We start from the raw sequence: 25,616 nt of genomic DNA on the forward strand, positions 1-25,616 counted from the left end.
TTCGGATGCGGGGCGCGCCGTTCCGGCCGGAAGCGGCGTCACTCGTCGCGGTAGACGCGCTCCCGGCGCTCGTGCCGCTCCTGGGCCTCGACCGACAGGGTCGCGATCGGCCGGGCGTCGAGGCGGCGCAGCCCGATCGGATCGCCGGTCTCCTCGCAAAAGCCGTAGGACCCGTCGTCCAGCCGGGACAATGCCGCATTGATCTTGGAGATCAGCTTGCGCTGCCGGTCCCTGGCGCGGAGCTCGATCGCGCGGTCCGTTTCGGACGAGGCGCGGTCGGCGATGTCGGGATGGTTCTCGTTCTCGCTCTGGAGGGTGGTCAGGGTCTCGCGGCTTTCCCGCAAGAGCTCGTCCCGCCAGCCGATGAGCTTGCGCCGGAAATAGTTCCGGTGGCGCTCGCTCATGAAGACTTCGTCGTCCGTAGGCCTGTACGAGGCCTCGATGGCATCAAACGATGTCATGCGTGCCAAACTCCCAGCGCATAACTGCACCCATGTGGCGAGTGGTTGCCACGGCGGCCTGTCGGACGCAAGTGGCCAACGCGCCGGTTTGCCGTGCTGGGTTGCATCCCCCGGCAGATTCTTTTCGACCCGGGCCGCGAAGACACATCGGGCGGGGATGCGACCCGTTAAAGAGGGCCGGCGTGCCGCCGTCGGCCGCCCCCGGCAGGATCGGTGACCCATGCGCCAGCTCATCCTCATGCGCCACGGCAAGGCCGAACCGGCGTCGGGCGGGGGCGACCACGCCCGCCCCCTGTCGCCCCGGGGCCGGGCCGAGGCCGCCGAAGCCGGCCGCCGCCTCGCCGCCGTGGCGACGCCCGCCCTGGCACTCGTGTCGGACAGCGCCCGGACGCGGGAAACCTTGGACGCGCTCGCGCCGGCCTTCGCGCCCGCCCTGCCCCGGCGCTCAACCCGCGCCGTCTACGCCGCCAGCGCCGAAACGATCCTGGGCGAGGTGCGGTCCGCGCCGGACGACGCCGCCGCCGTGCTGGTCGTCGGCCACAACCCCGGCATCGGCGACCTCGCGCGGCGGCTCGCCGGCACGGGCGACGCGAAAGCGCTCGCCGCGCTGGCCGAGCGCTTCCCCACCTCCTGCTTCGCCGTGATCGACCTCGACGCGGACCGATGGACCGATGTCGGCGCCCCGGGCCGGCTGCGGTTCCTGCTGCCCGCGGACGAGCGCTCGGGCGAATGACGCGCCGTCGCCGGCCCTGACGTGCCGCTCGACGCGATCGGGCTGACGCTCGCCCTCCTCCTCGGGATGCCGGGCGCGCTGGCCCCCGACCCGGCGTTCCACCCGCGCGAGCGGGCGGTCGGAAACTGGCGCTGGCAGGCGGCGGCCGGCCTCGACGCGCCGCCGGGCATGCGCGCCGCCATCCTGCTCGGCCGCGACCCGGCGGCGGTGAAGCGCTGCGTCCGCCTCAACAACTATTGGTGCATCAAGCGGGGCGGCTGGGCGGGCGAGATCGCCGCCGACGCGGACGGGCACGTCGCCTTCGCGTCGGCCACCGAAGGGGCGACCGTCGCGGCGCTGCTGCTGCGCCGCTACTACGTCGACTACGGGCGCCACTCCGCCACCGCCATCGTGTCGCGCTGGGCGCCGGCGTCCTGCGGCGCCCCCGCGCCCCGCCCCGCCCGGAGCCGGGGGCCGGGCGGGCCGGCGCGGCGCGGCATCGGCGGCACGCTGCGGGCGCGGTGGCTCGCCGCGCACGGCCGGCGCGTCGCCGGCTTCGGGCGGCCGCGCGGCCGCGCGTCCTCGGTGCCGGACACCCTCATCGGCGCCGCCCTGCCCGCACCCGCCATCGCCCTGGGCCTCGGGGCGGCGCCGGTGGGCGCGGCGGCGTCGCTGCCCGAGGTCCTGCTGGCCGCGCCCCGCGCGCTCCCGTCGCCCGGCCCGGCCTGCGGCGGCGACGCGGTCCGCATCGCCAACTACGCCGCCCGCGCGGCGGCCGGCATCGCGGCTTCGCCCGAGGCGGACCTCGGACTCTTCGACGGTGACGGCCGGCCGACCCCGCATCTGGCGCGGCTGATGCGCAACATGGCGGCGGTCGAGATCGGGCCGCTCGGCGCCGGGCCGGGCCTCGTCGACGCCGCCGTGGCCCGCGCGGCGGAGATGGTGGCGGCGCGCCGCCCGCCCGCCCCTGGCGCGCCGCCCGCCGGCCGCCTAGATGAGGCCCGCCGTCCGGAGCCGCGTCCTTGAGCCTGCTGTCCGATCTCGCCTTCGAGGCCCGCAACACGGCCCGGAGCGTCGCCGACTACGTGTCGGGCAACGGGCTCAGGATCGGCGTCACCGGCCTGTCGCGCGCCGGCAAGACCGTGTTCATCACCGCGCTCGTGCAGGCCTTGACGGCGCGGGGCGGGCGCTTCCCCGTGTTCAGGGCCGCGGCCGAAGGGCGGATCGTGCGCGGCTACCTGCAACCGCAGCCCGACGACGCGGTGCCGCGCTTCGCCGTCGAGGACCACCTCGCCGCGCTGACGGTCGAGCGCCGCTGGCCGGACTCGACGCGGCGCATCTCGGAGCTGCGCGTCACGATCGACTACGAGCGTCGCGCCGGCTGGCGGGCCGGGCCGGCCTCGCTGACGCTCGACATCGTCGACTACCCCGGCGAATGGCTGCTCGACCTGCCGCTGCTCGGCAAGTCCTACGCGCAATGGTCCGCCGAAACGCTGGACGCCAGCGCGGCGGCGGCCCGGGCGCCGCTGGCGGCGGCCTGGCGCGGCCACACCGCCCTGCTGGGCGAGGACCCGCCCGCCTCCGAGGAGGAGGCCCGCCGCTGCGCCGAGCTGTTCACCAGCTATCTCCGGGCCAGCCGCACCGACCTTTACGCCCTGTCGACGCTGCCGCCGGGGCGCTTCCTGATGCCCGGCGACCTCGAAGGCTCGCCGATGCTCACCTTCGCGCCCCTGCCGGTGTCCGGGCCGCCCCGGCCGGGCTCGCTCGCCGCCACGATGGAGCGGCGCTACGAGAGCTACAAGGCCCACGTGGTGAAGCCCTTCTTCCGCGACCACTTCAGCCGGCTCGACCGGCAGATCGTGCTGGTCGACGCGCTGTCGGCGCTGAACTCCGGCCCCGCCGCGGTGCGCGACCTGCAGAACGCGCTCGGCGACGTGCTCGGCGCCTACCGGGCGGGCCGGTCGAGCCTGCTCGCGACGCTGTTCCGCCCGCGCATCGACCGCATCCTGTTCTGCGCCACCAAGGCCGACCACCTCCACCACACCAGCCACGACCGGCTCGAAGCCATCCTGCGGCTGCTCGTCGCCCGCGCCATCGCGCGGGGCGAGGCCGTGGGGGCCGACATCGACGTCATCGCGCTGGCCGCCGTGCGGGCGACGCGCGAAGCTTCGGTGAAGCAGGGCCGCGACGCGCTCGACGCCATCGTGGGCACGCCCCTCGCCGGCGAGGTGATCGACGGCGAAACCTTCGACGGGCTCGCCGAAGCGGCGGTGTTCCCGGGCGAGCTTCCGCCCGACCCGAAGCTGGCGTTGCGCGGCGACGGGCTGGCCCTGGCCGAGGGCGACAACGACTACCGCTTCGTGCGCTTCCGCCCCCCGGCCGTGTCGGCGGAGCCGGACGCCGCCCTGCCCCACATCCGGCTCGACCGGGCCCTGCAGTTCCTGCTCGGGGACAAGCTCGCGTGACGATTCCCGACGACCGTCCCCGCACGCGCCCGCGCGCGTTCCGCCTCGCGCCCGCCGAACCGCCGGACCCGGCCGCCGTCGCGCTCCCGCCGCGGGCGCCGGCCGTGATCGAGCCGCAGGACGACCCCTTCGCGCGGGAAGCGGCGCGCGCCGCCCTGGGGCCCGACGAAACCGCGGTGGAGGACGCGCAGGCGCTCGGCATGCAGCGCCGCGGCCGGCGCGGCTGGGGCACGCTGTTCGTGTCCGCGCTGGGCGCCCTCGCGTCGCTCGGGCTGTGGCTCTGGGTCGACCGCCTCGTCGAGGACCTGTTCGCCCGCACGCCAGCCCTGGGCTGGTTCGGCCTCGGCCTGCTGGCGCTGGCCGGCGTCGCCGCCGCGGCGCTGCTCGTCAAGGAAACCGTGGGCGTGCTGCGGCAGGCCAGGGTGGCGCGCCTGCACGGCGCCTTGGCGGCGGCGCGCCTCGCCGACGACCGGGACGCCGCGCGGCGGCTCGTGGCCGAGGTGGCGGCGCTCTACGCCGCGCGACCCGAAACCGCGCGGGGCCGGGCCGAACTGCGGCAGGCTTCGGGCGAGATCGTCGACGGGCGCGACCTCATCGACATCGCCGAAAGCGCCCTGCTCCGGCCCATCGACCGGGCGGTGGCGGCCGACATCGCGGCGGCGGCGAAGCGGGTGTCGCTCGTCACCGCCATCAGCCCCCGCGCGGTGATCGACCTCGTTTTCGTGGCGGGGCAGATCGTGTGGCTGATCCGCCGCATCGCCGAACGCTACAGCGGTCGGCCGGGCCTGCTCGGCTTTCTCAAGCTCGCGAGGTCGGTGGGCGCGCATCTGGCCGTCACGGGCGGCATGGCGGTGGGCGACAGCCTGGTCCAGCAGGTGGTCGGGCACGGCATCGCGGCGAAGCTGTCGGCGCGGCTCGGCGAAGGGGTGCTCAACGGCATGCTGACGACCCGCGTCGGGCTGTCCGCCATGGCGGTGTGCCGGCCCATGCCCTTCGCGGTCGAGAAGGCGCCGGGCGTGAAGGACGTGGCGCCCTTCCTGTTCAAAGCGGAGGGATGAGGGCCGGGACGGCGCGCCGCCCCCTGTCCCATCCCGACCCGGGAGCCTCAGCGGCAGGCCTTGCGCTCCAGGTGGGTGTTCAAGCCGCCCGGGCCGCAGCGATAAAGGCCGGCGCGGCGGTTTCGGTTGAAGCGGCGATAGCGGTAGTGCGGGTAGCGCATGTACTGGACGGCCGTTACGGCGCCGGCATCGGAAGACTGCCCCATGGCGGGAGCGATCGGCATGGCCTCGGCGCTCTCCACCCCGGCGGTCAGGCCGGTGAGCGACAGGGCCAGGGCGCCGGCGAGGGCGACGCGGCGGAGGAGCGAGGTTTCACGCATGCTGGTCTCCGTGGGGACGGCGTCGCCCCGGTGGCGGCGCCCGTCGATGGGGGAAGACCCGCGTTGCGCGGCCCCGCATCCGGCAGGTGAAGCGCGGGCGTGGAACGAAGGGTCCACACGGCCGCCAGATTTAATGTGGCGGGATCAGCCCCCGACGCCCGTCATTTCGGAGGACATCTCCCACAGGCGCCGGGCGGCGGCGTCGTCCTGACCGGCGCGGCTGGTCCTGGCGGGCTTCCGCTTGCTGTAGTACCCGCCCGAACGCCCCTCCACCTCCGGCGACGTCGCGAGGTGGACCAGCGTTTCGGCTCCCTTCTCGGGCGTGACGGCGAAGAGCGATTTCGCGAGCCCGAAGACCGGGCGGAGCGGGCCGCCGGTCTCGTCGCCGAAGCGCGACGCCACGAAGCCGGGATGGAAGCAGGTCGCCGTCACGCCCGTGCCGGCCAGGCGCCGCGCCAGTTCGCGGGTGAACAGGACGTTGCACAGCTTCGCCCGGCAATAGGCCACCCAGCCCTTGTAGCCGCCGCGAGCCTGGAGGTCGTCGAAGTCGAGCGTGGCGAAGCGGTGCCCTTCCGACGAGGTCGACACCACGCGCGACGGCGCCGCGGCCTTCAACGACGGCAGCAGGGCGTCGGTGATCACGAAATAGCTGAGGTGGTCGAGCGCGAAGGTCTTCTCGAAGCCGCCCTCGACCTCGTCCCGCCGATCGAACAGGGCACCGGCGTTGTTGACCAGCACGTCGATCCGCGGCTCCGCGGCCGCGATGGCGGCGCCGACGCGCTTCATCTCGCTCAGGCGCGACAGGTCGGCCAGGTGCAGGGCGTGGTCGGCGCCCGGGTTGGCGCGGCGGAGCTGCCGCAACGCCGCTTCGGCGCGGTCCGGGTCGCGCGCCACCAGCACGATGCGGGCGCCGCCGCGCGCCAGCTCCAGCGCACCGGCGAGCCCGATGCCCGACGTGCCGCCCGTCACCACGATGGTCTTCATGTGCCCGTCCTCCGATTCTCCGGCGTCAACGCGGCGGGGGGCGGGTCGGCCGCATGGCGCCGCGCGCGAGCGGGGCCGCCCCGGCACCCCGTCGCCCGGGGCACCGTGGCGCGGGCGCCGCGCTGGGCGTCACGCCGACAGAGGCTTCTCGATCACCACGAAATGCAGGTCGTCGCGCAGCGGCCGCCCGAAGCGCTCGTCGCCGTAGGGGAATGGCTTCGTGCGGCCCGTCGGCGCATAGCCGCGGCGCCCGTAGAAGGCGATGAGCTCGGCGCGGGAGTGGATCACCGTCATCTCGACCGCGGCGCAGCCGGCCTCCCTGGCGCGCCGCTCGACCTCGCCGATCAGCGCCGCCCCGAGCCCCCGCCCCTGACGGGCGGGGTCGACCGTCAGCATGGCCAAGTGGCAGAGGAGCCGGTCGCCGTCGTCGCGGAAGCGCTGCGTCATCACGCAGGCGACGGGTGGGCCGCCCGGCGCCTCGCGCAGGACCAGGATCGCGCTCGGGTCCGGGGCGTCGAGCTCGTCCCGCAGCGTCGCGGCGTCGGTGCGCTGGCCGGCGAGCAGGTCCGACTCGTGGGTCCACCCCCGCCGCGCCGCGTCGCCGCGATAGGCGGCGTTGACCAGGTCGGCGACGGCGGACAGGTCGGCCCGCGACGCTTCGACGATGACGGATCCCATCACGCGGCCCTCCCCAGCACCTCGTCGACCCAGGCCGGCACCGCCTCGGTCGCCCGCCCGTAGGCGGCGCGGTCGAACAGGCCGGCGTTGTCGGCCGCCCCCAGGTTGATCTCCAGCGTCGGCACGCCGCGCAACCGCGCTTCGGCGACGAAGCCGGCCGCCGGGTACACGGCGCCCGACGTGCCGATGGCGACGAAGAGGTCGGCGGCGCGGAGCTCGCGCGCGACCGCGTCGAGCCCGCGCGGCATCTCGCCGAACCACACGATGTCGGGACGGAGCCGGGCCGCCGCGCAGGCGGGACAGCGGGCCTCGACCCCCAGATCGGCCGGACCCATGTCGCCGCGCCAGTCCGAGGCCGTGCCGCAGCCGAGGCAGCGGGCCCGGAACAGCTCGCCGTGGAGGTGGTGGACACGGGCCGAGCCGCCGCGCTCGTGCAGGTCGTCGACGTTCTGGGTGCACAGAAAGAGCGCGCCGCCCCGGGCCGCGAGGCCCCGCTCCAGCCGGGCCAGCGCCGCATGGGCGGCGTTGGACTCGGCCGAAAGCGCGGTGCGGCGGCGCCAATCGTAGAAGCGGTGAACCAGGACCGGGTCCGCCGCGAAGGCTTCGGGCGTGGCGAGCCGGCGGGGGTCGTGCCGCTCCCACAGCCCGTCGGGGTCGCGGAAGGTGCCGAGCCCGCTTTCGGCCGACACGCCGGCCCCCGTCAGCGCGAAGACCAGCATGCCGGAGCGACCTACTGGGCGGCTTCCGATTCTTCGGCGCCCGAGCGCAGGTTCTCCGAACGCGGCATGCCGACGATGTTGAAGCCGCCGTCGACGAAGTGGACCTCGCCGGTGACGCCGCGCGACAGGTCGGACAGGAGGTAGAGGGCCGAGCCGCCGACGTCCTCGATGGTGACGGGGCGGCGCAGCGGCGCGTGGGCGCGGTGGTAGTTGTACATGAAGCGCGCATCGGTGATGCCGGCGCCCGCCAGGGTCCGCACCGGGCCGGCCGAGATGGCGTTGACGCGCAGGCCCACGGCGCCGTAGTCGGCCGCGAGGTAGCGCACCGAGGCTTCCAGCGCCGCCTTGGCGACGCCCATGACGTTGTAGTTCGGGGTGACGCGGGTGGCGCCCCCGAACGTCAGGGTGACGAGCGACCCGCCCGGCGCCATCAGGGGCGCGGCCCGCTTGGCGATCTCCGTGAAGGAGAAGGCCGAGATCACCATGGTGCGGACGAAGTTGTCGCGCGTGGTGTCGGCGTAGCGGCCCTTCAGCTCGTTCTTGTCCGAATAGGCGATGCCGTGGACCAGGAAGTCGAGCCCGCCGAACCGGTCGCGCACGGCGTCGAAGGCGGCGTCCACCGTGTCGAGCTTCTCGACGTCGCAGGGCACGACGAGGTCGGACCCCAGCGACAGCGCCAGCGGCTTCACACGCTTGCCCAGCGCTTCGCCCTGGTAGGTGAAGGCCAGCTCCGCCCCTTCGGCGGCGAGCGCCTTGGCGATGCCCCAGGCGATGGAGTGGTCGTTGGCCACGCCCATGATCAGCCCGCGCTTGCCGCGCATCAGGCCACCGGTGGCGGAGGCGGCCGTCGTGGTTGCCTGCGCCATGATCAAAGGTCCGGATGCTGGAAGACGAGGGACGCGTTGGTGCCGCCGAAGCCGAAGCCGTTGGACAGGACGGTGCCGAGCCGCACCCCGTCCCGCCGCTCGCGGACGATGGGCATGTCGGCGAAGAGCGGGTCGATGGTGTCGATGTTGGCGCTTTCGCAGATGAAGCCGTGGTTCATCATCAGCAGCGAGAAGACCGCCTCGATGGCGCCGGTGGCGCCCTGGGCGTGGCCCGACAGGCTCTTGGTGGCGGCGATGGGGGGGCACTTGTCGCCGCTGCCGAACACGTCGCGCAGCGCGTCGATCTCCGCCTCGTCGCCCTTGGGGGTCGATGTGGCGTGGGGGTTGATGTAGTCGACCGGCGCCTTCACGCCCTCCAGCGCCATGCGCATGCAGCGCCGCGCGCCCTCGCCCGACGGCGCCACCATGTCGTGCCCGTCGCTGGCCAGGCCGTAGCCGACGATCTCGCCGAGGATCTTGGCGCCCCGCGCCACCGCGTGGTCGCGGTCTTCCAGGGTCAGGATGCCGGCGCCGCCCGAGATGACGAAGCCGTCGCGGTCCCGATCGAAGGCGCGGGACGCCACGGCGGGGCGGTCGTTGAAGTTCGACGACATGGCGCCCATCGCGTCGAACAGCACCGACAGCGTCCAGTCGAGTTCCTCGCAGCCGCCCGCGAACATCACGTCCTGCTTGCCGTACTTGATGGCCTCGTAGGCGTTGCCGATGCAATGGTTCGAGGTCGCGCAGGCCGACGCGATCGAATAGTTGATGCCCTTGATCTTGAACCAGGTGGCGAGGGTGGCGGAGCCCGTCGACGACATGGCCTTCGGCACCGCGAAGGGCCCGACCTTCTTCGGCCCCTTGGTGCGGGCGATGTCGGCCGATTCCACCACCGTGCGGGTGGACGGGCCGCCCGAGCCGACGATGATGCCGGTGCGCGGGTTCGACACCTCCTCGGGCTGCAGCCCCGACTGGGCGATCGCCTGTTCCATGGCGACCTGCGCCCAGGCGCTGCCGCCGCCGTGGAACCGCAGGGCGCGCCGGTCGAGCACGGTTTCGGGGTCGAGGGTCGGGGCGCCCTGGACCTGGGAGCGGAAGCCGAGCTCGGCGTAGCGCTCCGCGCGCACGATGCCCGAGCGGGCGTTCCGCAGCGAATCCAGGACTTCGGCGGAGGTGTTGCCGATGGACGAGACGATGCCCATCCCGGTGACGACGACGCGACGCATGCTTGATCTCTCCAGGGCGGCGCGGTTCAGGCGGCTTCGGGCTTGAACAGGCCGACGCGCAGGTCCTTGGCGTCGTAGATGCGGCGACCGTCGGCTTCGAGCCAGCCATCCGCGATGCCGAGCACGAGCCGGCCCTTGAACACGCGCTTGATGTCGATGCCGTAGACCACGCGCTTCACGCCCGGCAGCACCTGATCGGTGAACTTCACCTCGCCCACGCCGAGCGCGCGGCCCTTGCCCGGCAGGCCGAGCCAGCCGAGGTAGAAGCCGACGAGCTGCCACAGGGCGTCGAGCCCCAGGCACCCCGGCATGACGGGGTCGCCCTGGAAGTGGCAGCCGAAGAACCACAGGTCCGGGTTCACGTCGAGCTCGGCGCGGATGACGCCCTTGCCGTTGGCGCCGCCTTCTTCGGCGATCTCGGCGATGCGGTCGAACATCAGCATGGGCGGCAGGGGAAGCTGCGCGTTGCCGGGTCCGAAGAGTTCGCCCCGCCCGCAGGCCAGGAGATCGCCGTGATCGAAGCTCGAGCGCTTGTCGCCCATGAAGACGAGAACCTTCTTCAGCCGCGCAACGGGGATCGGCACGGGTCTTTGACCGCGTCCCGTATCACGGCATAAGGCGGGCCGGAAGCCTCGTCGGGCCGGAGCACCGACCGGGCGGATCCGTGCCTCCGGCCAGCGAGACCGCCCGTGACCCTGAAGATCCTGACCGTCGTGGCGGTCGCCCTGGTGGACGCCGACGGGCGGGTGCTGATCGCCCAGCGGCCGGCAGGCAAGGCCCTGGCCGGGCTTTGGGAGTTCCCCGGCGGCAAGCTCGACCCGGGCGAGCGGCCCGAAGCCGCGCTGATCCGGGAGCTCGACGAGGAGCTCGGCATCGCCGTGAAGGAGGCCTGCCTGGCGCCCCTGACCTTCGCCAGCCATGCCTACCCGGATTTCCACCTGCTGATGCCGCTTTGGGTGTGCCGCCGCTGGGAGGGCACCGTGGCGCCGCGCGAAGGGCAGGCGCTGAAGTGGGTGCGGGCCGGCAAGCTGCGGGACTACCCGATGCCCCCCGCCGACGAACCGCTGATCCCGCCGCTGATCGACCTGCTCGGGGTTTGACGGCAGGCGCGGTGGCCGGAGGCCGCTCCTGCCGCATTGCGGCCGCGCGGCGCCTCGTGGCAGAAGTGCGCCGTCCCGACACGCGCGCCACGCCCGCCGGCCAGGGTCGGACGCCGGGGGGAGCCGCGCCCCGCCACGAGGGACGAGCCGCCACCATGACACGACGCATCGGCGCCGGACCCGGCACCCCCCGGCGCCTGGCCTTCGCCGCCGCGGTCGCGGCATCCCTGCTCTGCGCCGGCGCGGCCCGCGCGCAGTCGGTGACGGTTTCGGTCGACCGGACGAGCTTCACCGCGCTGGCGTCGAACTTCGGCGGGGCCAACATTTCCTCGCCCGACACCCCCGTGGCGTTCGGCGACCCCGCCGTGCGCGCCTTCGTCAAGCCGCTCCAGCCCGGGGTGCTGCGCTGGCCCGGCGGCACGGTGAACGACTTCTTCGTGTGGAACACCGGCCGCATCCCGGCGCCGGCGGGCTCGGCGACGTCGAGGACGCGGCCGGGCGTGCCGACCCCGATCGACATCGCCAGGGCGGTCTTCTCGCCCTACCCCGCGATCGGCTTCAACAGGGAGGTGGCGCGGGCGACCGACGAGCTGCAGCCGATCCTCGACGGCAAGGGCGGCAACCCGCTCGGCGACCGCGAGCACGGGTTCGCCGGCTTCGCCACCGCGCTCGGGGCGCGCTTCGTCGTGGTGGTCAACGCCACGACCGACACCGCGGAAGCGGCGGAGCGCCTGGCTTTCGCCGTGGCCCGGCGCGGGCTGCCCGTGGTGGGGTTCGAGCTCGTCAACGAGCCGTACTTCCTCCAGGTCCCGGCTTCGGACGGTCCCATCGCCCTGCCGCCGGGCGCCCTCCGCGTGAGCGGCGCCTTCGCGGACGGCGGCGACTACCTCGCGAAGATGAAGCCCTACCGCGACGCCATCAAGCGCGCCTTCGTGTCGGCCGGGGTCGACCCCGGCCGCGCCCTCGTGGCGATCGGCGGCGGCTACGCGGGCGACACGTCCAGCCGCAACCGGACATGGATGGCCGACCTCGCCGCCTACACGAGCGCGCACGGCGCCTGGTGGGACGCGGTGGCGTTCCACTTCTACCCGCCGGAATCCAAGGCCGACGACTTCGCGACCAAGATGACCTACGCCAACGACGGCCTGGCGACCGGCACCGACCCCTTCGTCGCGAGCTATCGCGCGATGAACTGGAGCGCCGGCAAGCCGCTGCTCCTCACGGAGTTCAACGTCACGCTGAACGACCGCACCATCGAGGGCAGCGTCTACGCGGGCGTGTTCAGCGCCGAATACGTGGCCCGCATGTCGCGCTTCCCCGAAACCGCCGACGTGATGCTGCACGAGCTGTTCTCGTCCAGGGACGGCGTCGGCGTGCCGTCCACCGCCATCGACGGCGCGGGGGACTGGAAAGCCGAGCTCGCGGCAGCCGGCCAGGCCGGGCAGGTGCTCGACACCACCGGGCGCATCCGCGGGCTGTTCTACACCGCCCAGATCCTGGGCCTGAGCCTCGCCGACGCGGCCGTCAATGCCAGCGACCGCGTCCTCGGCACGACCGTCACGGGAGCGACCGGCTCGGTGCCGACCCGCAGCGCCACCCTGCCCGCGGTGTTCGCGCAGGGATACCGGGGCCGCGACGGAAGCACCCACGTCATCGTCACCAACAAGGGTGCGGATGCCAAGCTCGTCCGGCTCGTGGTCGACGGGCAGGCCGTGTCGGCGCCGCTGCAGGTGGACGTGCTGGCGCCGACGAACGGCGACCCGGGCCAGGTCAACACGGCCTCGGCCCAGCCCGTGGCGGTGGCGCATGCCGCCGTGCAGGGCCCCATGACGCTGCCCGGCTACGCCGTCGCGCATCTGGTCGTCGGCGCCCCGTGACGGGACGGGGTTCCACGCTCGCCGCGCTGCGCCGCGGCGACCTCGCCGGGGCGCGCGAACTGCGGATCGACGAGCCGCTCGACGCCTTCCCGCGCGACGTCTTCGCCCTCGCCGACACGCTGGAACTGCTGGACCTCGGCGGCACGGGCCTGTCCGCCCTGCCCGACGACATGGGCCGGCTGAGCCGGCTCCGCGCCCTGTTCTGTTCCGGCAACCCGTTCGCGCGGCTGCCGCCCGCGCTCGGCGGCTGCGCGGGCCTCGAACAGGTCGGGTTCCGCGGCTGCGGCATGGCCGAGGTGCCGGCCGAAGCCCTGCCGCCGCGGCTGCGATGGCTCACCCTCACCGACAATGCCATCGCGGCCCTGCCGGCAGCCCTGGGGGAACGGCCCGCGCTGCAGAAGCTGATGCTGGCGGGCAACCGCCTCGCAGCCCTGCCCCCCACGCTCGCGGGCGCGCCGAGGCTGGAACTGATCCGCCTCGCCGCCAACCGCTTCGACGCCCTGCCGCCCTGGCTGCCGGAGCTGCCGTGCCTGGCCTGGGCGGCCTGGGGCGGCAACCCGTGCGAGGCCGGCGCGGCCCCGCCCGCCGCCGCCGCGGTGCCCTGGGCGGGGCTGGAGATCGGCGCGCCGCTCGGCGAAGGCGCGTCGGGCCGCATCCACGCCGCCGTGTGGCGGGACGGGGGCGAGAACCGGCCCGTGGCGGTGAAGCTGTTCAAGGGCGCGGTGACCAGCGACGGGCTGCCCGAGCGCGAGATGGCGGCCTGCCTCGCCGCCGGCGCGCACCCGCACCTGGCCGGCGCGCTCGGCCGTGTCGTCGGCCACCCGGGCGGCGCCGACGCGCTCGTGATGCCGCTGCTGCCGCCGGGCTGGCGCCCCCTCGCGGGTCCGCCGAGCCTCGCGTCCTGCAGCCGCGACGTCTACGACCCCGGCCTGCGCTTCGCGCCGGAGGTCGCCCTGCGCATCGCGCGCGGCATCGCATCGGCGGCCGCGCACCTCCACGCGCGGGGGCTCAGCCACGGCGACCTTTACGCCCACAACGTGCTGTGGGACGGCGCGGCGGGCGAAGCGGTCCTGAGCGACTTCGGCGCCGCCTCGGCGCTGCCCCCCGGGGACGCGGGCGCCGGCTGGGCCCGCATCGAGGTCCGCGCCTTCGGCATCCTGCTCGGCGAAGTGCTCGACCGCTGCGACGGGCTCGCGGCGCTGCGCGACCTGGAGCGCGCCTGCACGGCGCCAGACCCGCGGGCGCGGCCCGCCCTGGCCGACGTGTCGCGCGCCCTCGCGGCGGCCGGAGCCTGACGGCGGCCCGCATGCTCGAACTCCGGGACTACCAGCGCAGGAGCCTCGACGCGCTCGCCGACGCGTGGCGGGCCGGCGAGGACGGCAGCCTCGTCGTGCTGCCGACGGGGGCGGGGAAATCCCTGGTCATCGCCGCGCTGGCGGCCGAAACGCTGGCGCGGGCGCCGGACGCCCGCGTCGCCGTGGTGACGCACAGCCGCGAGCTGATCGCCCAGAACCACGCCGAGCTGACCCGCCTTTGGCCCGAAGCGCCGGCCGGTGTCTATTCGGCCGGCCTCGGGCGGCGCGACGCCGACGCGCAGGTGCTGGTGTGCGGCGTGCAGTCGGTGTGGGACAAGCTCGATGCCGTGGGGCCGCGCGACCTCGTGGTGGTCGACGAGGCCCACCTCATCCCCCGCTCGTCCGAAACGCGCTACGGCCGCCTCCTCGCCGGGTTGCGGGCCCTGCGCCCGGAGATGCGCGTCGCGGGCTTCACGGCGACGCCCTACAGGCTCGACAGCGGGCGGCTCGACGAGGGGCCGGGACGCCTCTTCACCCGCATCGTCTACGAAGCCAACGTCGGCGACCTCATCCACCGCGGATGGCTGTCGCCGCTCGTGTGCAAGGCGACCCTGACGGCGCTGGACGTGGCCGACGTGCCGAAGCGCGGCGGCGACTACGTGCCGGCCCTGCTCGAAGCCGCGGTGAACCGGGACGGCATCACGCAGGCCGCCGTGGCCGAGCTCGTCGCCTACGGGCGCGAGCGCCGCGCCTGGCTGGCCTTCTGCGCCGGCGTGGCCCATGCGGACGCGGTGCGCGACGCCGTGCGGGCCCAGGGTTTCACCTGCGAAACCGTGTCGGGCGACACGCCCAAGCGCGAGCGGACCCGGATCGTGGCGGCGTTCCGCGCCGGGAAGACCCGCTGCCTGACCTCGGTGGGCGTGCTGGCGACCGGCTTCAACGTGCCGGAGGTCGACCTCATCGCGCTCCTGCGCCCCACGCAGAGCACGGGCCTCTACGTGCAGCAGGTCGGCCGCGCGCTGCGCCGCGCGCCCGGCAAAGCGGACGCGCTGGTGCTCGACTATGCGGGGCTGGTCCGCATGCACGGCCCCGTCGACATCGTCACGGCGCGCACGGCCGCGGCGGTGCGGGGCCGCGAGGACGAGGTCAGGGCCAAGCCCTGCCCGGACTGCGGCGTGCTGATCCCGCTCAACGCTTCGACCTGCGAGCGCTGCTGGGTCGAGCCGGAGCCCGGCGACCCGCCCCACGACCCGGAAGCCGAGGACGCGCTGCCGATCCTGTCGGACCAGCTTCCGCCCGACCGGCGCCCCACCTGGCACCCGGTGCCGGACTGGCGCTTCGAGTTCGCGCCGCCGGGGGCCGGGCCGCGCGGGCTGGACCTCGTCCTCGCCTGCGACGGCGGCTCCGTGCGGGTGCGGCTCCACCCGGAAGAAAGCGGCTACCTGCGCCAGAAGGCGGTGGGCTGGTGGCGCGGCCTCGGCGGCGGCCCCGACGCGCCGATGACGGCGGCGGAGCTCGTCGAGCGCCGGGACGAGCTCGTGCGGCCGAGCGCCGTGCGGGTGCGCGCCGCGGGCCTGTCCGAGCAGGTCGAGTGCCGGATGCCGGACGGGCGGGTCTTTTCCGACGTGCGGCGGCCGGGATGAAGCCGCGCCGCGGCGGCTCCGGCATCGCCGCCAGAGCCGAATGTGATTGGCGGCCGGCCCGGCCCGGTGGCATCGAGACCGGGCGTTTCCGCCCGGATCCCCCATGACCTCGACCCTCGACGCCGTCACGCTGCCCTTGTTCGTCCCGGCCGACAGGCCGGAGCGCTTCGCCAAGGCCTTCGCGGCCGGGGCCGACGCCGTCATCCTCGACCTCGAGGACGCGGTCGCGCCGGGGCGGAAGGCGGACGCGCGGGCGGCGCTGCTCGCGGCGCGGGACGCAATCGCGGCGGCGGGCTGCCCGGTGCTGGTGCGCGTCAACGCGCCCGGCACGCCCTGGCACGAGGAGGACCTCGCCGCCGCGGCATCGCTGCCGCTGGCGGCCCTCGTGCTGCCCAAGGCCGAGGCGGCGAGCGCCGTGGCGGCGGCGCGGCGCGGCGCGGGCGCGCCGGTGCTGGCCTTGATCGAAAGCGCGCGGGGCGTGGCCGGCGCGCGCGAGGTCGCGGACGCGGCGGAGCGGCTGCTCTTCGGCGCGATCGACCTCGCCGCCGACCTCGGCTGCGCGGAGGAGCGCGACGCGCTGCTCTTCGCCCGCGCCGAGATCGTGCTGGCGAGCCGCCTCGCCGGACGCCCGGCCCCGCTCGACGGCGTGACACCGGGCTACCGGGACGGCGCGCCGGTGGAGGACGACGCGCGCTACGCGGCGCGGCTCGGCTTCGGCGGCAAGCTCCTCATCCACCCGGCCCAGATCGCCCCGGCGCGCGCCGGCTTCGCGCCGTCCGACGCCGAGGTCGCCTGGGCGAAGCGCGTCCTCGCGGCGGCGGCGGACGGGCGCGCCGTCGCGGTCGACGGCGCCATGGTGGACGCGCCGGTGCGGCTGCGCGCCGAGCGCATCGTGGCGAGGGCGGGCTAGATCACGGTTTCGCCGGCGGCCAGGGCGGCGTTTCCGGCGTGCGGAGGCACGTGCCGGAATAGCTGCGCTCCCCCGACGCCACCCAGGCGCCTCCGGCGTCGTGGCAGCGGTCGACCGCGGCCTCGTGGGTCCGGCGCGCCTGGTCGAAGACGAAACAGACCGTGCCGCCCACCAGCGCGGCGATCACCGCCAGCCCGGCGAACAGGATCCCCTTCACGGCACCCCACTTCTCGACATCCATCCCGCCACCCTACAGGTCCCGGCCCCGTCCCGCACGGGCGGTTTCACAGCGCGGCCCGCGTCCTGTATCTTCCGCGTCGCCCCTTCACGTCGCGAGAGCCCCGCCATGACGCTTCTGAGCAGCACCTACGGCAAGGGCCGCGTCCGCGTCATGCGGCTGGCGGGCGACGGCGAGCACCGGGACGTGCGCGAACTCGAGGTCCGCGCCATGCTGACCGGCGACATCGACCGCGCCTTCACCGAGGCCGACAATTCCACGACGGTGTCGACCGACACGATCAAGAACGTGGTCAACATCGTCGCCCGCGAGGAGCTGGACGCCGGCGCCGAGGTGTTCTGCCGCGCCGTCGCGGCGCGCCTGCTCGACCGCTATCCCGGCATGCGCTCCGCCACCGTGTCGGCCCGCGAAACGCGCTGGAACCGCATGGGGATCGACGGCGCCCCCCACCCCCACGCCTTCACGCGCGACGGCAACGGCGTCGGCACCGCGGAAGCCGTGACGGACCGCTCGGGCGGGCGGATGTCGTCGGGCCTGTCGGGCTTCACCTTCCTGAAAGCGACCGCGTCGGGCTGGGCCGGCTACGTCAAGGATCCCTACACGACGATCCCCGAAACGCACGACCGCATCGCCGCGACCGCCATGGAGGCGAGCTGGGGCTGGGAGCGCGATCCCGCCGACTTCGCGCAGGCCAACGCCCGCGTGCTCGACGCCATGCTGCGCGTCTTCGCCACCACCTATTCCCACAGCGTGCAGGACAGCCTGTACCGCATGGGCGAGGCGGCGCTGGCGGCCGTGCCGGAGATCGACACGATCAGCCTCGCCTGCCCCAACAAGCACTACCTGCCGGTCAACCTCGCGCCGTTCGGGATGGACAACCCCAACCGCGTCTTCGTCGCCACCGACGAGCCGCACGGCCAGATCGAGTGCACGATCGGGCGCTGACGGGCGAAGGCCTCAAAGGCCCGACACCGTGCCGCCGTCCGCCGCGGCCGCGATCCGTCCGGCGCCGTCGCGCAGCGCCACACCCGCGAGCCCGACCGGCGAGCCTCCCGCTTCGACGACCTGGTGCCCCGCCGAGCGCAGCGGCGCCACCGGGCCGGGTTCCCGGTCCCGCTCGACCAGCACCGCGCCTTCGCGCCCGTCGGGCGTCGCTCCCAGGGCGAAGCGGGCCGCCGCCGATGCGTCGCCCGCCGGCCGGCCGCGCATGACGCGGTCCGCCAGCTGCGCCGCGACGGCGGGCGCGTGGTCCCCGACGGAGCCGAGCGCCGCCACGCGGCCGTCGCGGGCGTTGCCCAGCAGAACGGGCAGGCTCGCGAGCGGCACCCGGCGGCCGGGGCGCAGCACGGGCCCGAAGTCGGGGTCGACCGCCAGGGCGGCGCCGCGGTTGCCCATGAGGATCCCCGTGCGCCCCGACACCACGCCGGACCCGAACGGGCCCCCCGCCGTCAGCACGACCGACACTGCGGCCCCGTCGCGGTCGACGGCCCCGATCCAGGCCGCCGCTTCCGCCAGCAGGGGCGCGGGCGGCGCCGCGGCGGGGCGCGCCCGCCCGCGGTCGAGCGTCAGGCTGAACCGGGCCAGGCGCGCGGGGTCGACGATGTCGGCGGGGTCGCGCCCGGCCGCATCGGCATCGGCGACGATCGCGTCGGCGGCGCGGCAGGCCTCGATCAGCCCGTGCCACCGCGCGAAGCCGTCTGCCCCGCCCATGTCGAAGCCCGCCGCCGCGAGCCCGTCGACGAGGCCCAGCGCGGCGGCGGCGCGCAGGCCGGAGCGGGTCGGCGGCACCGCCAGCGCGTGGCGGCCGAGGTCGAGCGCGTGCGGCTCGCGCCAGCGCGCTTCCGCGCGCCGCAGGTCGGTGCGCCCCAGCGGGCAGGCGAGCGCGTCGAGGTCGGCGGCGAGTTCGCGGGCGACGTCGCCGCGGTAGGCGTCGTCGAGGCCCGCGTCGGCGAGGTGGTCGAGCGTGGCCGCCAGGGCGGCGGCCCGGCGGCGGTCGCCGGCCCGCGGCGGCTCGCCCCCGTCCAGGAAGGCCGCCGCGAAGCCCGGCACGGCGGACAGCGCGGGCGCCGCCCGGGCGAGGGCTTCGGCGCCCGGCACGGACAGGTCCCAGCCGCCCCGTGCCGCCGCGATCGCGGGCGCGAGCAGCCGCGCCACCGGCATGCGGCCGCCGCTCGCGGCCGACAGGGCATGGACCTCGATCCAGCCCGCCACGGCCCCGGGGACGACCAGCACCGCTTCGGGCCCGTGGACCGGGATGGAGTCACGGTCTCTTCCGCGGAAGAACGACAGGCGCGCCGCCGCGGCGACCGTGCCCCGCGCGTCGAGCACCCGCACGCGGCCGCGGGGACCGGGCTCCCGGATCATCCACAGCGCGTCGCCGCCCAGGCCCGCGCGGTCCGGCACCACGACGGCCGACACCATGGCGGCGGCGAGCGCCGCCTCGACGACGGTGCCGCCTTCCACCAGCACGTCGCGCCCCGCCGCGGCGGCGAGCGGGTGCGGCGCCGCGAGCGCGGCGGCGGAAAAGGTGTCGTGGTCGTCCATCCGGCGGTCCCCCATGACCCACGCTTCTACGGCGTTTCGCGCCGCAGCGGGCCGCAAGCTTGCAACGAGCTCGGTTCGCGATCGGACCACGCCGCTCCCGGTCTCACCGACGCGGCGCGACCCGCGCCGTGTACGGAAGGTGCGGTGCTGCTCACCGACGATGAGCCGCTGCACCGAGCGGCGCTCAGGCAGGCATCGCCTCCCTTCGCTTTCGGGACGAGAAAGATCGGCGAGGCCGGGAGCTGGCTGGAAAGCCTGTCCGGCCGCGGGATCAGGGCTCGAACCCTTCGATCACGCCAATTTGTGCCGCGCCAACCTTTCGTAGAGGGGCCGCCCCGCCTCCGCCAGCGGCTTCAAGCCGTCCGGGAGGTCGTCGAAGGCGCGCTCCGGCTTCGGCGGCGCGAAGCCCGTCGAGCGCTCGACGCCGTCGTACCAGGACGGCGCCCACACGCCGTCCGTGGCGCGCCGGCCGGGCGCCCAGGACAGCATGGCCTCGTCGAAGCCGATGCCGAGCCCGCGGCACAGGGCCGACAGCGTCCCGCGCGGGTCCACCAGCACGTCGCGCGACTCGATCACCGGCGGGGCGCGGCCGAGCCGGTCCGCCGCCCGATCGAAGAGCTCGACCTGCTGGGGCAGGCCGATCTCGTCCAGCGTCACGTCGGCGCGCTTCTCGACGTAGGACAGCAGCACCGCTTCGGGCGCCCGGATCAGGAAGGCGTTGGCCATGCCGTCGATCCAGCCGCGGTCGAAGCCGGGCAGCATGTGGTGGGTCATGTGCTTCTGGTACCAGAGCGCCCGCCCGCCCGGCACCGGCCCGGCGACCTCGGCCGCGACCGCGCCGGGGTCGTTCGACTGGGACGCGAGGATCTCGTCGTTCTGCGGGTGGATCAGGCCCGTCGCGGCCAGGTAGGCGGCGTAGAAGGGCTCGTCCGACACGGCGCAGTCGGGGCGGGCCTCGAAAGCGCGCATCATCGCGGTCGAGATGTTGCGCGGGCCGGACCACATGGCGATGCGGAGGGGGGCCCCGGTCATGCACGCCCCCGCGCTTCGGCGTCGCGCAGCGCGAAGTAATGCTCGCGGAGGCGGCGCGTGACAGGCCCCGACAGGTCGTCGGCGCCGCCCAGCGCCGGCAAGCCGCGGCCGTCGACCGTCGACACCGGGGTCAGCCCCGCGAAAGTGCCGGTGACGAAGGCCTCGTCGGCCGAGTAGACGTCGAAGAGCGAGAAGTCGCGCTCGAAGACCGGCACGCCGGCGGCGCGGGCGGCGCGGATCACGGCGTCGCGCGTGATGCCGCTCAGGCAGAAGCCGCCCCCCGAGGTCCACAGTTCGCCCTTCCGCACGATGAAGAAATGGGTCGAGTTGCAGGTCGCCACGAAGCCGCGGTCGTCGAGCATCAACGCCTCGTCGGCGCCGGCCGCCGTGGCCTGGATGCAGGCCAGGATGTCGTTGATTTTGGAATGCGAGTTGAGCTTCGGGTCCTGGTCGGCCGGGCCGGTGCGGCGGACGTGCGCGGTGAACAGCGTGATGCCGCGGCGGTACACGTCGGGCTTCGGCTGTTTCCATTCCGGCACGATGACGACCGTGGCGGGCCCGATCGTCAGGCGCGGGTCCTGGTAGGGCGAGCGCTTCCGGCCCCGCGTCACCATCAGGCGGATGTGCACGCCGTCCGCCATGCCGTTGGCGTCGAGGCAGTCGAAGAGGCGCGCCGCCAGCGCGTCGCGGCTCATGCCGATGTCGATCATCAGCATGCGGGCGCCGTCGTAGAGGCGGTCGAGATGGGCGTCGAGGAAGGCGATCCTGTTCTCGATCAGCCGCAGGCCCTCCCACACGCCGTCCCCGAGCACGAAGCCGGAATCGAACACCGACACGGTCGCGCGGTCGCGGTGCACCAGTTCGCCGTCGACCGACACCAGGACGTCGTCGTTGCGGGCGTCGCCCACGTAGTCCTGCGTTCCCGTGCTCATGCGGTCGGCTCCCCTCGATGTTCCGCGGCAGGGTGGGCCATCCGGTCGAAGCTGTCGATGCCCGCGACGGGTCGGCCGCCAAGCCCACCCGCGACCGGCACCCCCCACCCCGGTGTGGCCGCCCCGACACAGCACCCGACGATTGCGGCCAGCAGGTCGGGTCGGGGTTGCCGCTGACGACCGGGGTCGCCTAATTGCGACCGGCAGTCGTCGACCCACAGAGATGCTCCCAATGCTGGCCGGAAATCGCGTCGCCATCGTGCTGCCCGCCTACAATGCGGCGCTGACGCTGAAGCGGACGGTGGAGGAGATCCCGCGCGACATCGTCGACGACGTGATCCTGACGGACGACGCCAGCCGGGACGGCACCGCGGACCTCGCCCGCGCGATGGGCCTCCACACGATCCAGCACGACCGGAACCGCGGCTACGGCGGAAACCAGAAGACCTGCTACGCCGCCGCCCTCGCGCGCGGGGCCGACATCGTGGTGATGCTCCACCCGGACTACCAGTACACGCCCCGGCTGATCCCCGCGATGGCGGGGATGATCGCGTCCGGGCACTACGACGCCGTGATGGCGTCGCGGATCCTCGGCAACGGCGCGCTCGAGGGCGGGATGCCGCTCTACAAGTACGTGGCCAACCGGGGCCTCACGGCCGTCGAGAACCTGCTCCTCGGCCAGAAGCTGAGCGAGTATCACTCCGGCTACCGGGCCTGGAGCCGGACCGTGCTGCAGAAGCTCCCCCTGCGGCTGTGCTCGGACGACTTCGTGTTCGACAACCAGATGCTGGCGCAGGCCGTGCAACAGAATTTCCGAATCGGCGAGATCTCCTGCCCGACGAAATATTTCGAGGAAGCGTCCTCGATCAACTTCCGGCGCAGCGTCGTCTACGGCCTCGGCGTGTTGAAGACCGCCGTCGACTTCAGGCTGCACCGATGGGGCATCCGGCCGTCGCCGCTGTTTCCCGGCGACGGGACCGGCGTGCTGATGCCGGCGGCGGGGCCGCGCCCGTGAGCGTGCGCGCGCCGTCGCGCCTCGCCATCGCCGCCCTGGGGCTGGCCGTCGTCCTGGCGTCGGCGGCGGCGCTGAACGCGATGGCGCCGGGCGCCGCCACGGGCCTCATCGACCGGAGCGTGGCTGTCGCGGGCGCGATGGGTCCCTGGGGCACGGCGCTGTTCGTCCTCCTGCAGGTCGGCATCGCGGTCAGCGGAATCCTGCCGGCGTCGCTGCTCGGCATGGCGGCCGGGGCCGTCTACGGCGTCGGCGGCGGCTTCGCCCTGTCGGCGACCGGCACCCTGGCGGGCGCCTGGATCGCCTTCCACCTGGCGCGGTCGCTGTTCCGTGGACGGGTCGAGCGGCTGCTGGCGGACAGGCCGAGGCTGCGGAACCTCGATGCCCGGCTCGGCCGGGAAACGTGGCGGCTGGTGTGCCTGTTGCGCGTGTCGCCGGTGATGCCCTTCGCCGTGACGAGCTACACGCTCGGCCTATCGTCGGTGTCGCCCGGCGCCTACATGGCGGGGTCGCTGGCCGCCATGCCAGCGCTCCTGGGCTACGTCGTGCTGGGCAGCATCGCCCAGGCCGGCCTCCAGGCCGGCCAAGCCGGGGCGGGCCCGTTCCGCTGGACGCTGCTCGCGGTCGGCTTCGCCGCCACGGCGCTCCTCACGGCCCGCGTGGGCCGGCTCATCAAACTGGCGCTCGACGAGCCCACCGGCGCGGAAGCGTGACGGACGCAAGACATCCGCCCACGGCGCAGGCGAGGCGCGGATTCGATGGACTCGCGCGCTTGTGGACGGCGCAGTGGGTCCTGCCTTTCGCCTTCCTCGCGCTCTGCGCACCGCTCGGCATCTTCCTCGCCGTCGAAACCTCCCCCGGTCAAATCGCCGACGAGATCGGACACATCGCCAAGGCCCAGAGCGTCCTCGATGGCCAGTGGCTCGGCCGCCGCGAAACGATCGATACGAGCGCCGGCAAACGCCTCCAGCAGGGCGTCGACGCCGAGCCCGGCGTGATGGTCGTCGCCAGCGAGCCTTCGCCGGCGCTCGTGACGACGGAGCATTGGAACGCCCTCGGCGCGATCCCGTGGGGGAAGAGGGCGTTCCTGGCCATCGGAACCATCGCCGGCTATTGGCCGGGTTTCTACGTCCCGGCGGCCCTGGCGCTCGGGCTGGCCAAGGCCGCCGGCGCGTCGCCGCTTTACGCCTTTCTCAGCGCCCGCGTGGCGAACCTCGTCGTCTATCTCGCGATGGCGACGGCGGCTCTGGCGATGGCGCGGCGCGCTCGGGCTCTGCTGTTCTGCAGCTTGAGCATGCCGATGGCTTTGTCTCTCGGCGCGTCGGTCAACCAGGACGGTCTGGTGATCGCCGCCAGCGCCCTCGGGATCGCGCTGCTCACGCGGCCACGAGCGTCAGGGCCGTCATTCGTCCGGCGTGAGGGCGCGCGGATCGGGGCTGCCCTGCTCCTCGTCGCCGTGGCCCTGGCAAAGCCGCCCTACCTCCCGCTGGCAGGCCTGCTGCTGTTGCCGCTGCCCCGCCTTGCTGATGGATCGAGCTGGGCGGGCCGAATTGCCCTCGTGGCGCTCGTCGCGGTGGCGGCCGTGGGGTGGACCTGGGTTACGGTCCATTTCGTCGCGACGCCGGTCGTACGTCCGCCGGAGATGGCCGGTCCTCTATGGCCGGGGCCGCGCCCCGCCGAATTTCCAGGCACCGACATGGCGGCACAGATGAGCGTGCTGATGGCCAAGCCCGTCCGCTTCCTGACGCTGCCCTGGGAGTCGATCCGGCACGACGATTTCATGCTCGAGGAAGCCATCGGCGTGCTCGCCTACCTCAGCCTGTTCCTCCCGGCCTGGCTGTACGCCGTTTGGAAGGTCGCGCTTGTGTCGGCCGCAGCGGCGGACACGGTCGAACGCCGGGACGATGCCGAAGTGCTGCCGGTCTGGCAGGCGCCGATACCGCTCCTCTGCGCCCTGACCGCCCTCATCGCCATCTACCTCGCCCAGTACCTGTCGTGGACCACGGTCGGCGACCGGCACATCGTCGGGCCGCAGGGACGCTACTGGCTGCCCTTGTTCCCCGCCGTGGCCTTCGCCTTGCCGAGCCTGTGGCGGCCGACGGCGCTGGGCGCCGCCTTGACGGCCATGCCACTTCTGGCCTGTGCCGCCGACCTCTTCGCCGTACCGGGCGTCGTCATCCGCTATTTCTACATGCATTGAGCCGGAGCGCGGCGCTCGCGGGTTCACCCGAACCGCGGCGGCGTTCTCCGGACCCAACGGGACCGCATGGGCCTGCCGTGGCCGGCCTGCGCATCCAGCATCTGGGACGGACCGGACATGCCGATGATCGACTCGCCCTCACCTTGGCTCGCCGTGATCACGGTCCTGGCCTGCCTCGCCTTCGTCCAGCTTTCAAGGTTGCCGGCGCTGGCGGCGACCGGGAGCGGCCGGCTCGCCTCGATCGACGGTCTGCGCGGCCTGCTGGCGATCGCGGTCTTCTTCCATCACTTTTCCATCACCCACCATTACAAGCTGACGGGACAGTGGGTGGGGCCGCGATCGCCGATCTACAACATCTTCGGCACCGCCGGTGTCACGACGTTTTTCATGATCACCGGCTTTTTGTTCTTCGGCAAGATCAAGGCCGTCCGCGGGGCACTCGACCTCGATCGCTTCTTTATTGGGCGCGTTTTCCGCATCGTGCCGGTCTACGCGGTGTCGGTCGCCCTCGTCTACCTGTCGACACTCGTCGTCACCGGCGCCCACCTCGACCCGCCGCTCGCCGCGAGCCTCGACAGCTGGATCTTTTTCACCGCGGCACCGATCAACGGCTATCCATTCTCGCCCCTCATCAACGCGGGCGTTGTGTGGACCTTGGCCTACGAATGGGTTTTCTATTTTTCGATCCCCGCCATCGCTTTCCTTTGGCTCAAGCTGAACCTGCGTCCCTGGGTGTTGGCCCTCGGGGCGATGTTGGCGCTCTACTTCGAGCGGAACGGTCAGGTCGTTCCGTATTTCGGGCTCAGCGCGGGGCTGTTCGCCCCCTTCTTGTTGGGCGGCTTGGCGAGCGAGGTCGTCCGACTCGCCATGGTGAGGCGCCTCGCCCGGAGCGCATGGGGCGCCGGCCTGTCCCTGGCGGCAGCGGCCACGCTCTTCGCGGCATTCGAGACAGCGTATTCGGTCAGCGCCAACGTGGTGCTGTTCGCCTTCTTCGTGCCCGTCGCGGCCGGAAACTCGATCTTCGGGCTGTTGCGCCTGCGCGCCGTCGTGTTCCTCGGCGAGGTGAGCTACGACGTCTACATGTTGCACGGCATCGTGCTCTTCGTGCTGTTCACCCTGCTCATGCCGGACGCGATGCAGGGCGCGCATTCTCAGGGGCGGCTCCTGTCGCTGATGCTGATCGCCGCCGCGGGCGTCGTCGCCCTGAGCGTCGTCATCCACCTTGCGGTGGAACGCCCCCTGCTACGGCTCGGGCGGCGGATCGTGCCGATCGACGGGGTCCAGACGCTGGCGGCGCCATGAACCGCCATGCGCTGGCTTCAAGGCAGGTTTGCGGGTCGGCTT

Annotated in this window: 26 protein-coding genes; 14 read left to right on the forward strand and 12 right to left on the reverse strand. The window is 73.8% G+C overall.

Translation table 11 applies throughout. The features are described from left to right. Positions 1 to 38: 38 nt before the first annotated feature. Positions 39 to 461, reverse strand: a complete 423-nt coding sequence (gene dksA, locus D3273_RS15300; RefSeq protein WP_129227759.1) for an RNA polymerase-binding protein DksA — start codon at positions 459 to 461, stop codon at positions 39 to 41. A gap of 220 nt (positions 462 to 681) precedes the next feature. On the opposite strand from dksA, the gene D3273_RS15305 reads away from it, so the two are divergent. Genes D3273_RS15305 through D3273_RS15320 form a run of 4 tightly spaced genes read left to right on the forward strand, consistent with a single transcriptional unit; the run spans position 682 to position 4,696 of the window. Further along, on the forward strand, positions 682 to 1,194 hold the full coding sequence (locus D3273_RS15305) for a SixA phosphatase family protein (protein WP_129227760.1): 513 nt from the start codon (positions 682 to 684) through the stop codon (positions 1,192 to 1,194). Between the two features lie 21 nt (positions 1,195 to 1,215). Continuing rightward, positions 1,216 to 2,199, forward strand: a complete 984-nt coding sequence (locus tag D3273_RS15310; RefSeq protein WP_129227761.1) for a hypothetical protein — start codon at positions 1,216 to 1,218, stop codon at positions 2,197 to 2,199. Next, the gene (locus D3273_RS15315) at positions 2,196 to 3,638 is read left to right on the forward strand and encodes a YcjX family GTP-binding protein (RefSeq protein WP_129227762.1); all 1,443 of its coding nucleotides are present in this window, start codon (positions 2,196 to 2,198) and stop codon (positions 3,636 to 3,638) included. The genes D3273_RS15310 and D3273_RS15315 overlap by 4 nt, the downstream gene beginning before the upstream one ends. Beyond that, positions 3,635 to 4,696, forward strand: coding sequence for a YcjF family protein (locus D3273_RS15320; protein WP_129227763.1), 1,062 nt, complete (start codon positions 3,635 to 3,637; stop codon positions 4,694 to 4,696). Before D3273_RS15315 ends, D3273_RS15320 begins: the two co-directional genes overlap by 4 nt. 47 nt (positions 4,697 to 4,743) lie before the next feature. Here D3273_RS15320 and D3273_RS15325 read toward each other — a convergent pair whose 3' ends face one another. The 7 genes from D3273_RS15325 to fabA form a co-directional block, all read right to left on the reverse strand. Then, entirely contained in the window at positions 4,744 to 5,016 is a 273-nt protein-coding gene (locus D3273_RS15325) for a hypothetical protein (RefSeq protein ID WP_129227764.1), read from the reverse strand. Between the two features lie 144 nt (positions 5,017 to 5,160). Continuing rightward, on the reverse strand, positions 5,161 to 6,000 hold the full coding sequence (locus D3273_RS15330; protein ID WP_129227765.1) for an SDR family oxidoreductase: 840 nt from the start codon (positions 5,998 to 6,000) through the stop codon (positions 5,161 to 5,163). A 129-nt stretch (positions 6,001 to 6,129) separates the two neighbouring features. Continuing rightward, entirely contained in the window at positions 6,130 to 6,678 is a 549-nt protein-coding gene (locus D3273_RS15335; protein WP_129227815.1) for a GNAT family N-acetyltransferase, read from the reverse strand. Continuing rightward, positions 6,678 to 7,397, reverse strand: a complete 720-nt coding sequence (locus D3273_RS15340; RefSeq protein WP_129227766.1) for an NAD-dependent deacylase — start codon at positions 7,395 to 7,397, stop codon at positions 6,678 to 6,680. Before D3273_RS15340 ends, D3273_RS15335 begins: the two co-directional genes overlap by 1 nt. 11 nt (positions 7,398 to 7,408) lie before the next feature. Beyond that, positions 7,409 to 8,263 carry an enoyl-ACP reductase FabI gene (gene fabI / locus D3273_RS15345; RefSeq protein WP_129227767.1) on the reverse strand — a complete coding sequence of 285 codons (855 nt, stop codon included), beginning with the start codon at positions 8,261 to 8,263 and terminating at the stop codon, positions 7,409 to 7,411. 2 nt (positions 8,264 to 8,265) lie between these two features. Beyond that, a complete protein-coding gene (fabB, locus tag D3273_RS15350; protein WP_129227768.1) occupies positions 8,266 to 9,489 on the reverse strand; it encodes a beta-ketoacyl-ACP synthase I in 1,224 nt (407 codons plus the stop codon). Between the two features lie 26 nt (positions 9,490 to 9,515). Then, positions 9,516 to 10,031 (reverse strand): 3-hydroxyacyl-[acyl-carrier-protein] dehydratase FabA, encoded by a 516-nt coding sequence (gene fabA, locus D3273_RS15355; protein ID WP_129227816.1) that lies wholly within the window; start codon positions 10,029 to 10,031, stop codon positions 9,516 to 9,518. Between the two features lie 153 nt (positions 10,032 to 10,184). Between fabA and mutT the strand changes: the two genes are divergently transcribed. The 5 genes from mutT (at position 10,185) to D3273_RS15375 (ending at position 16,314) form a co-directional block, all read left to right on the forward strand. Then, entirely contained in the window at positions 10,185 to 10,589 is a 405-nt protein-coding gene (gene mutT, locus D3273_RS15360; RefSeq protein ID WP_129227817.1) for an 8-oxo-dGTP diphosphatase MutT, read from the forward strand. Between the two features lie 155 nt (positions 10,590 to 10,744). Continuing rightward, on the forward strand, positions 10,745 to 12,466 hold the full coding sequence (locus tag D3273_RS29190; RefSeq protein ID WP_245501189.1) for a hypothetical protein: 1,722 nt from the start codon (positions 10,745 to 10,747) through the stop codon (positions 12,464 to 12,466). Beyond that, the gene (locus D3273_RS29195) at positions 12,463 to 13,761 is read left to right on the forward strand and encodes a leucine-rich repeat-containing protein kinase family protein (protein WP_245501190.1); all 1,299 of its coding nucleotides are present in this window, start codon (positions 12,463 to 12,465) and stop codon (positions 13,759 to 13,761) included. The genes D3273_RS29190 and D3273_RS29195 overlap by 4 nt, the downstream gene beginning before the upstream one ends. An 11-nt stretch (positions 13,762 to 13,772) precedes the next feature. Further along, positions 13,773 to 15,404, forward strand: coding sequence for a DEAD/DEAH box helicase (locus D3273_RS15370; protein ID WP_129227769.1), 1,632 nt, complete (start codon positions 13,773 to 13,775; stop codon positions 15,402 to 15,404). Between the two features lie 103 nt (positions 15,405 to 15,507). Continuing rightward, the gene (locus tag D3273_RS15375; RefSeq protein ID WP_129227770.1) at positions 15,508 to 16,314 is read left to right on the forward strand and encodes an HpcH/HpaI aldolase/citrate lyase family protein; all 807 of its coding nucleotides are present in this window, start codon (positions 15,508 to 15,510) and stop codon (positions 16,312 to 16,314) included. A 1-nt stretch (position 16,315) separates the two neighbouring features. Here the strand turns inward: D3273_RS15375 and D3273_RS15380 are convergent, their stop codons facing one another. Then, positions 16,316 to 16,555, reverse strand: coding sequence for a hypothetical protein (locus tag D3273_RS15380; protein WP_129227771.1), 240 nt, complete (start codon positions 16,553 to 16,555; stop codon positions 16,316 to 16,318). Positions 16,556 to 16,660: 105 nt separating this feature from the next. Here D3273_RS15380 and pucL point away from each other — a divergent pair, with 105 nt between their 5' ends. Continuing rightward, entirely contained in the window at positions 16,661 to 17,497 is an 837-nt protein-coding gene (gene pucL / locus D3273_RS15385; RefSeq protein ID WP_129227772.1) for a factor-independent urate hydroxylase, read from the forward strand. A 12-nt stretch (positions 17,498 to 17,509) separates the two neighbouring features. Here pucL and D3273_RS15390 read toward each other — a convergent pair whose 3' ends face one another. The 3 genes from D3273_RS15390 to D3273_RS15400 all read right to left on the reverse strand — a co-directional run bounded on the left by D3273_RS15390 (position 17,510) and on the right by D3273_RS15400 (position 21,060). Further along, positions 17,510 to 19,096 (reverse strand): gamma-glutamyltransferase, encoded by a 1,587-nt coding sequence (locus tag D3273_RS15390; RefSeq protein ID WP_165359511.1) that lies wholly within the window; start codon positions 19,094 to 19,096, stop codon positions 17,510 to 17,512. A gap of 291 nt (positions 19,097 to 19,387) precedes the next feature. Next, entirely contained in the window at positions 19,388 to 20,128 is a 741-nt protein-coding gene (locus tag D3273_RS15395) for a sulfotransferase-like domain-containing protein (protein WP_129227774.1), read from the reverse strand. Then, positions 20,125 to 21,060, reverse strand: coding sequence for an aminotransferase class IV (locus D3273_RS15400; protein WP_129227775.1), 936 nt, complete (start codon positions 21,058 to 21,060; stop codon positions 20,125 to 20,127). Before D3273_RS15400 ends, D3273_RS15395 begins: the two co-directional genes overlap by 4 nt. Before the next feature lie 232 nt (positions 21,061 to 21,292). On the opposite strand from D3273_RS15400, the gene D3273_RS15405 reads away from it, so the two are divergent. The 4 genes from D3273_RS15405 (at position 21,293) to D3273_RS15420 (ending at position 25,574) form a co-directional block, all read left to right on the forward strand. Next, the gene (locus D3273_RS15405) at positions 21,293 to 22,075 is read left to right on the forward strand and encodes a glycosyltransferase family 2 protein (protein ID WP_129227776.1); all 783 of its coding nucleotides are present in this window, start codon (positions 21,293 to 21,295) and stop codon (positions 22,073 to 22,075) included. Continuing rightward, complete coding sequence (locus D3273_RS15410) at positions 22,072 to 22,785, forward strand: TVP38/TMEM64 family protein (protein WP_165359512.1); 714 nt, start codon at positions 22,072 to 22,074, stop codon at positions 22,783 to 22,785. The genes D3273_RS15405 and D3273_RS15410 overlap by 4 nt, the downstream gene beginning before the upstream one ends. 59 nt (positions 22,786 to 22,844) lie before the next feature. Beyond that, the gene (locus D3273_RS15415; protein WP_165359513.1) at positions 22,845 to 24,272 is read left to right on the forward strand and encodes a DUF2142 domain-containing protein; all 1,428 of its coding nucleotides are present in this window, start codon (positions 22,845 to 22,847) and stop codon (positions 24,270 to 24,272) included. Between the two features lie 117 nt (positions 24,273 to 24,389). Continuing rightward, complete coding sequence (locus tag D3273_RS15420) at positions 24,390 to 25,574, forward strand: acyltransferase family protein (RefSeq protein WP_165359514.1); 1,185 nt, start codon at positions 24,390 to 24,392, stop codon at positions 25,572 to 25,574. Positions 25,575 to 25,616: the final 42 nt, after the last annotated feature.

It is taken from the genome of Lichenibacterium minor, from assembly GCF_004137685.1.
In the GTDB taxonomy this organism is placed as follows: Bacteria; Pseudomonadota; Alphaproteobacteria; order Rhizobiales; family Beijerinckiaceae; genus Lichenihabitans; species Lichenihabitans minor.

Bases quoted from the DNA above. Each gene is read 5' to 3' on its own strand.
- D3273_RS15405 (WP_129227776.1), top strand. From the start codon at position 21,293: ATGCTGGCCGGAAATCGCGTCGCCATCGTGCTGCCCGCCTACAATGCG.
- dksA (WP_129227759.1), bottom strand. From the start codon at position 461: ATGACATCGTTTGATGCCATCGAGGCCTCGTACAGGCCTACGGACGAC.
- D3273_RS15375 (WP_129227770.1), top strand. From the start codon at position 15,508: ATGACCTCGACCCTCGACGCCGTCACGCTGCCCTTGTTCGTCCCGGCC.
- D3273_RS15335 (WP_129227815.1), bottom strand. From the start codon at position 6,678: ATGGGATCCGTCATCGTCGAAGCGTCGCGGGCCGACCTGTCCGCCGTC.
- D3273_RS15330 (WP_129227765.1), bottom strand. From the start codon at position 6,000: ATGAAGACCATCGTGGTGACGGGCGGCACGTCGGGCATCGGGCTCGCC.
- D3273_RS15400 (WP_129227775.1), bottom strand. From the start codon at position 21,060: ATGAGCACGGGAACGCAGGACTACGTGGGCGACGCCCGCAACGACGAC.
- D3273_RS15395 (WP_129227774.1), bottom strand. From the start codon at position 20,128: ATGACCGGGGCCCCCCTCCGCATCGCCATGTGGTCCGGCCCGCGCAAC.
- D3273_RS15390 (WP_165359511.1), bottom strand. From the start codon at position 19,096: ATGGACGACCACGACACCTTTTCCGCCGCCGCGCTCGCGGCGCCGCAC.
- D3273_RS15370 (WP_129227769.1), top strand. From the start codon at position 13,773: ATGCTCGAACTCCGGGACTACCAGCGCAGGAGCCTCGACGCGCTCGCC.
- D3273_RS15325 (WP_129227764.1), bottom strand. From the start codon at position 5,016: ATGCGTGAAACCTCGCTCCTCCGCCGCGTCGCCCTCGCCGGCGCCCTG.
- fabI (WP_129227767.1), bottom strand. From the start codon at position 8,263: ATGGCGCAGGCAACCACGACGGCCGCCTCCGCCACCGGTGGCCTGATG.
- D3273_RS15305 (WP_129227760.1), top strand. From the start codon at position 682: ATGCGCCAGCTCATCCTCATGCGCCACGGCAAGGCCGAACCGGCGTCG.
- pucL (WP_129227772.1), top strand. From the start codon at position 16,661: ATGACGCTTCTGAGCAGCACCTACGGCAAGGGCCGCGTCCGCGTCATG.
- D3273_RS15420 (WP_165359514.1), top strand. From the start codon at position 24,390: ATGCCGATGATCGACTCGCCCTCACCTTGGCTCGCCGTGATCACGGTC.
- D3273_RS15340 (WP_129227766.1), bottom strand. From the start codon at position 7,397: ATGCTGGTCTTCGCGCTGACGGGGGCCGGCGTGTCGGCCGAAAGCGGG.
- fabB (WP_129227768.1), bottom strand. From the start codon at position 9,489: ATGCGTCGCGTCGTCGTCACCGGGATGGGCATCGTCTCGTCCATCGGC.
- D3273_RS29190 (WP_245501189.1), top strand. From the start codon at position 10,745: ATGACACGACGCATCGGCGCCGGACCCGGCACCCCCCGGCGCCTGGCC.
- fabA (WP_129227816.1), bottom strand. From the start codon at position 10,031: ATGGGCGACAAGCGCTCGAGCTTCGATCACGGCGATCTCCTGGCCTGC.
- D3273_RS15380 (WP_129227771.1), bottom strand. From the start codon at position 16,555: ATGGATGTCGAGAAGTGGGGTGCCGTGAAGGGGATCCTGTTCGCCGGG.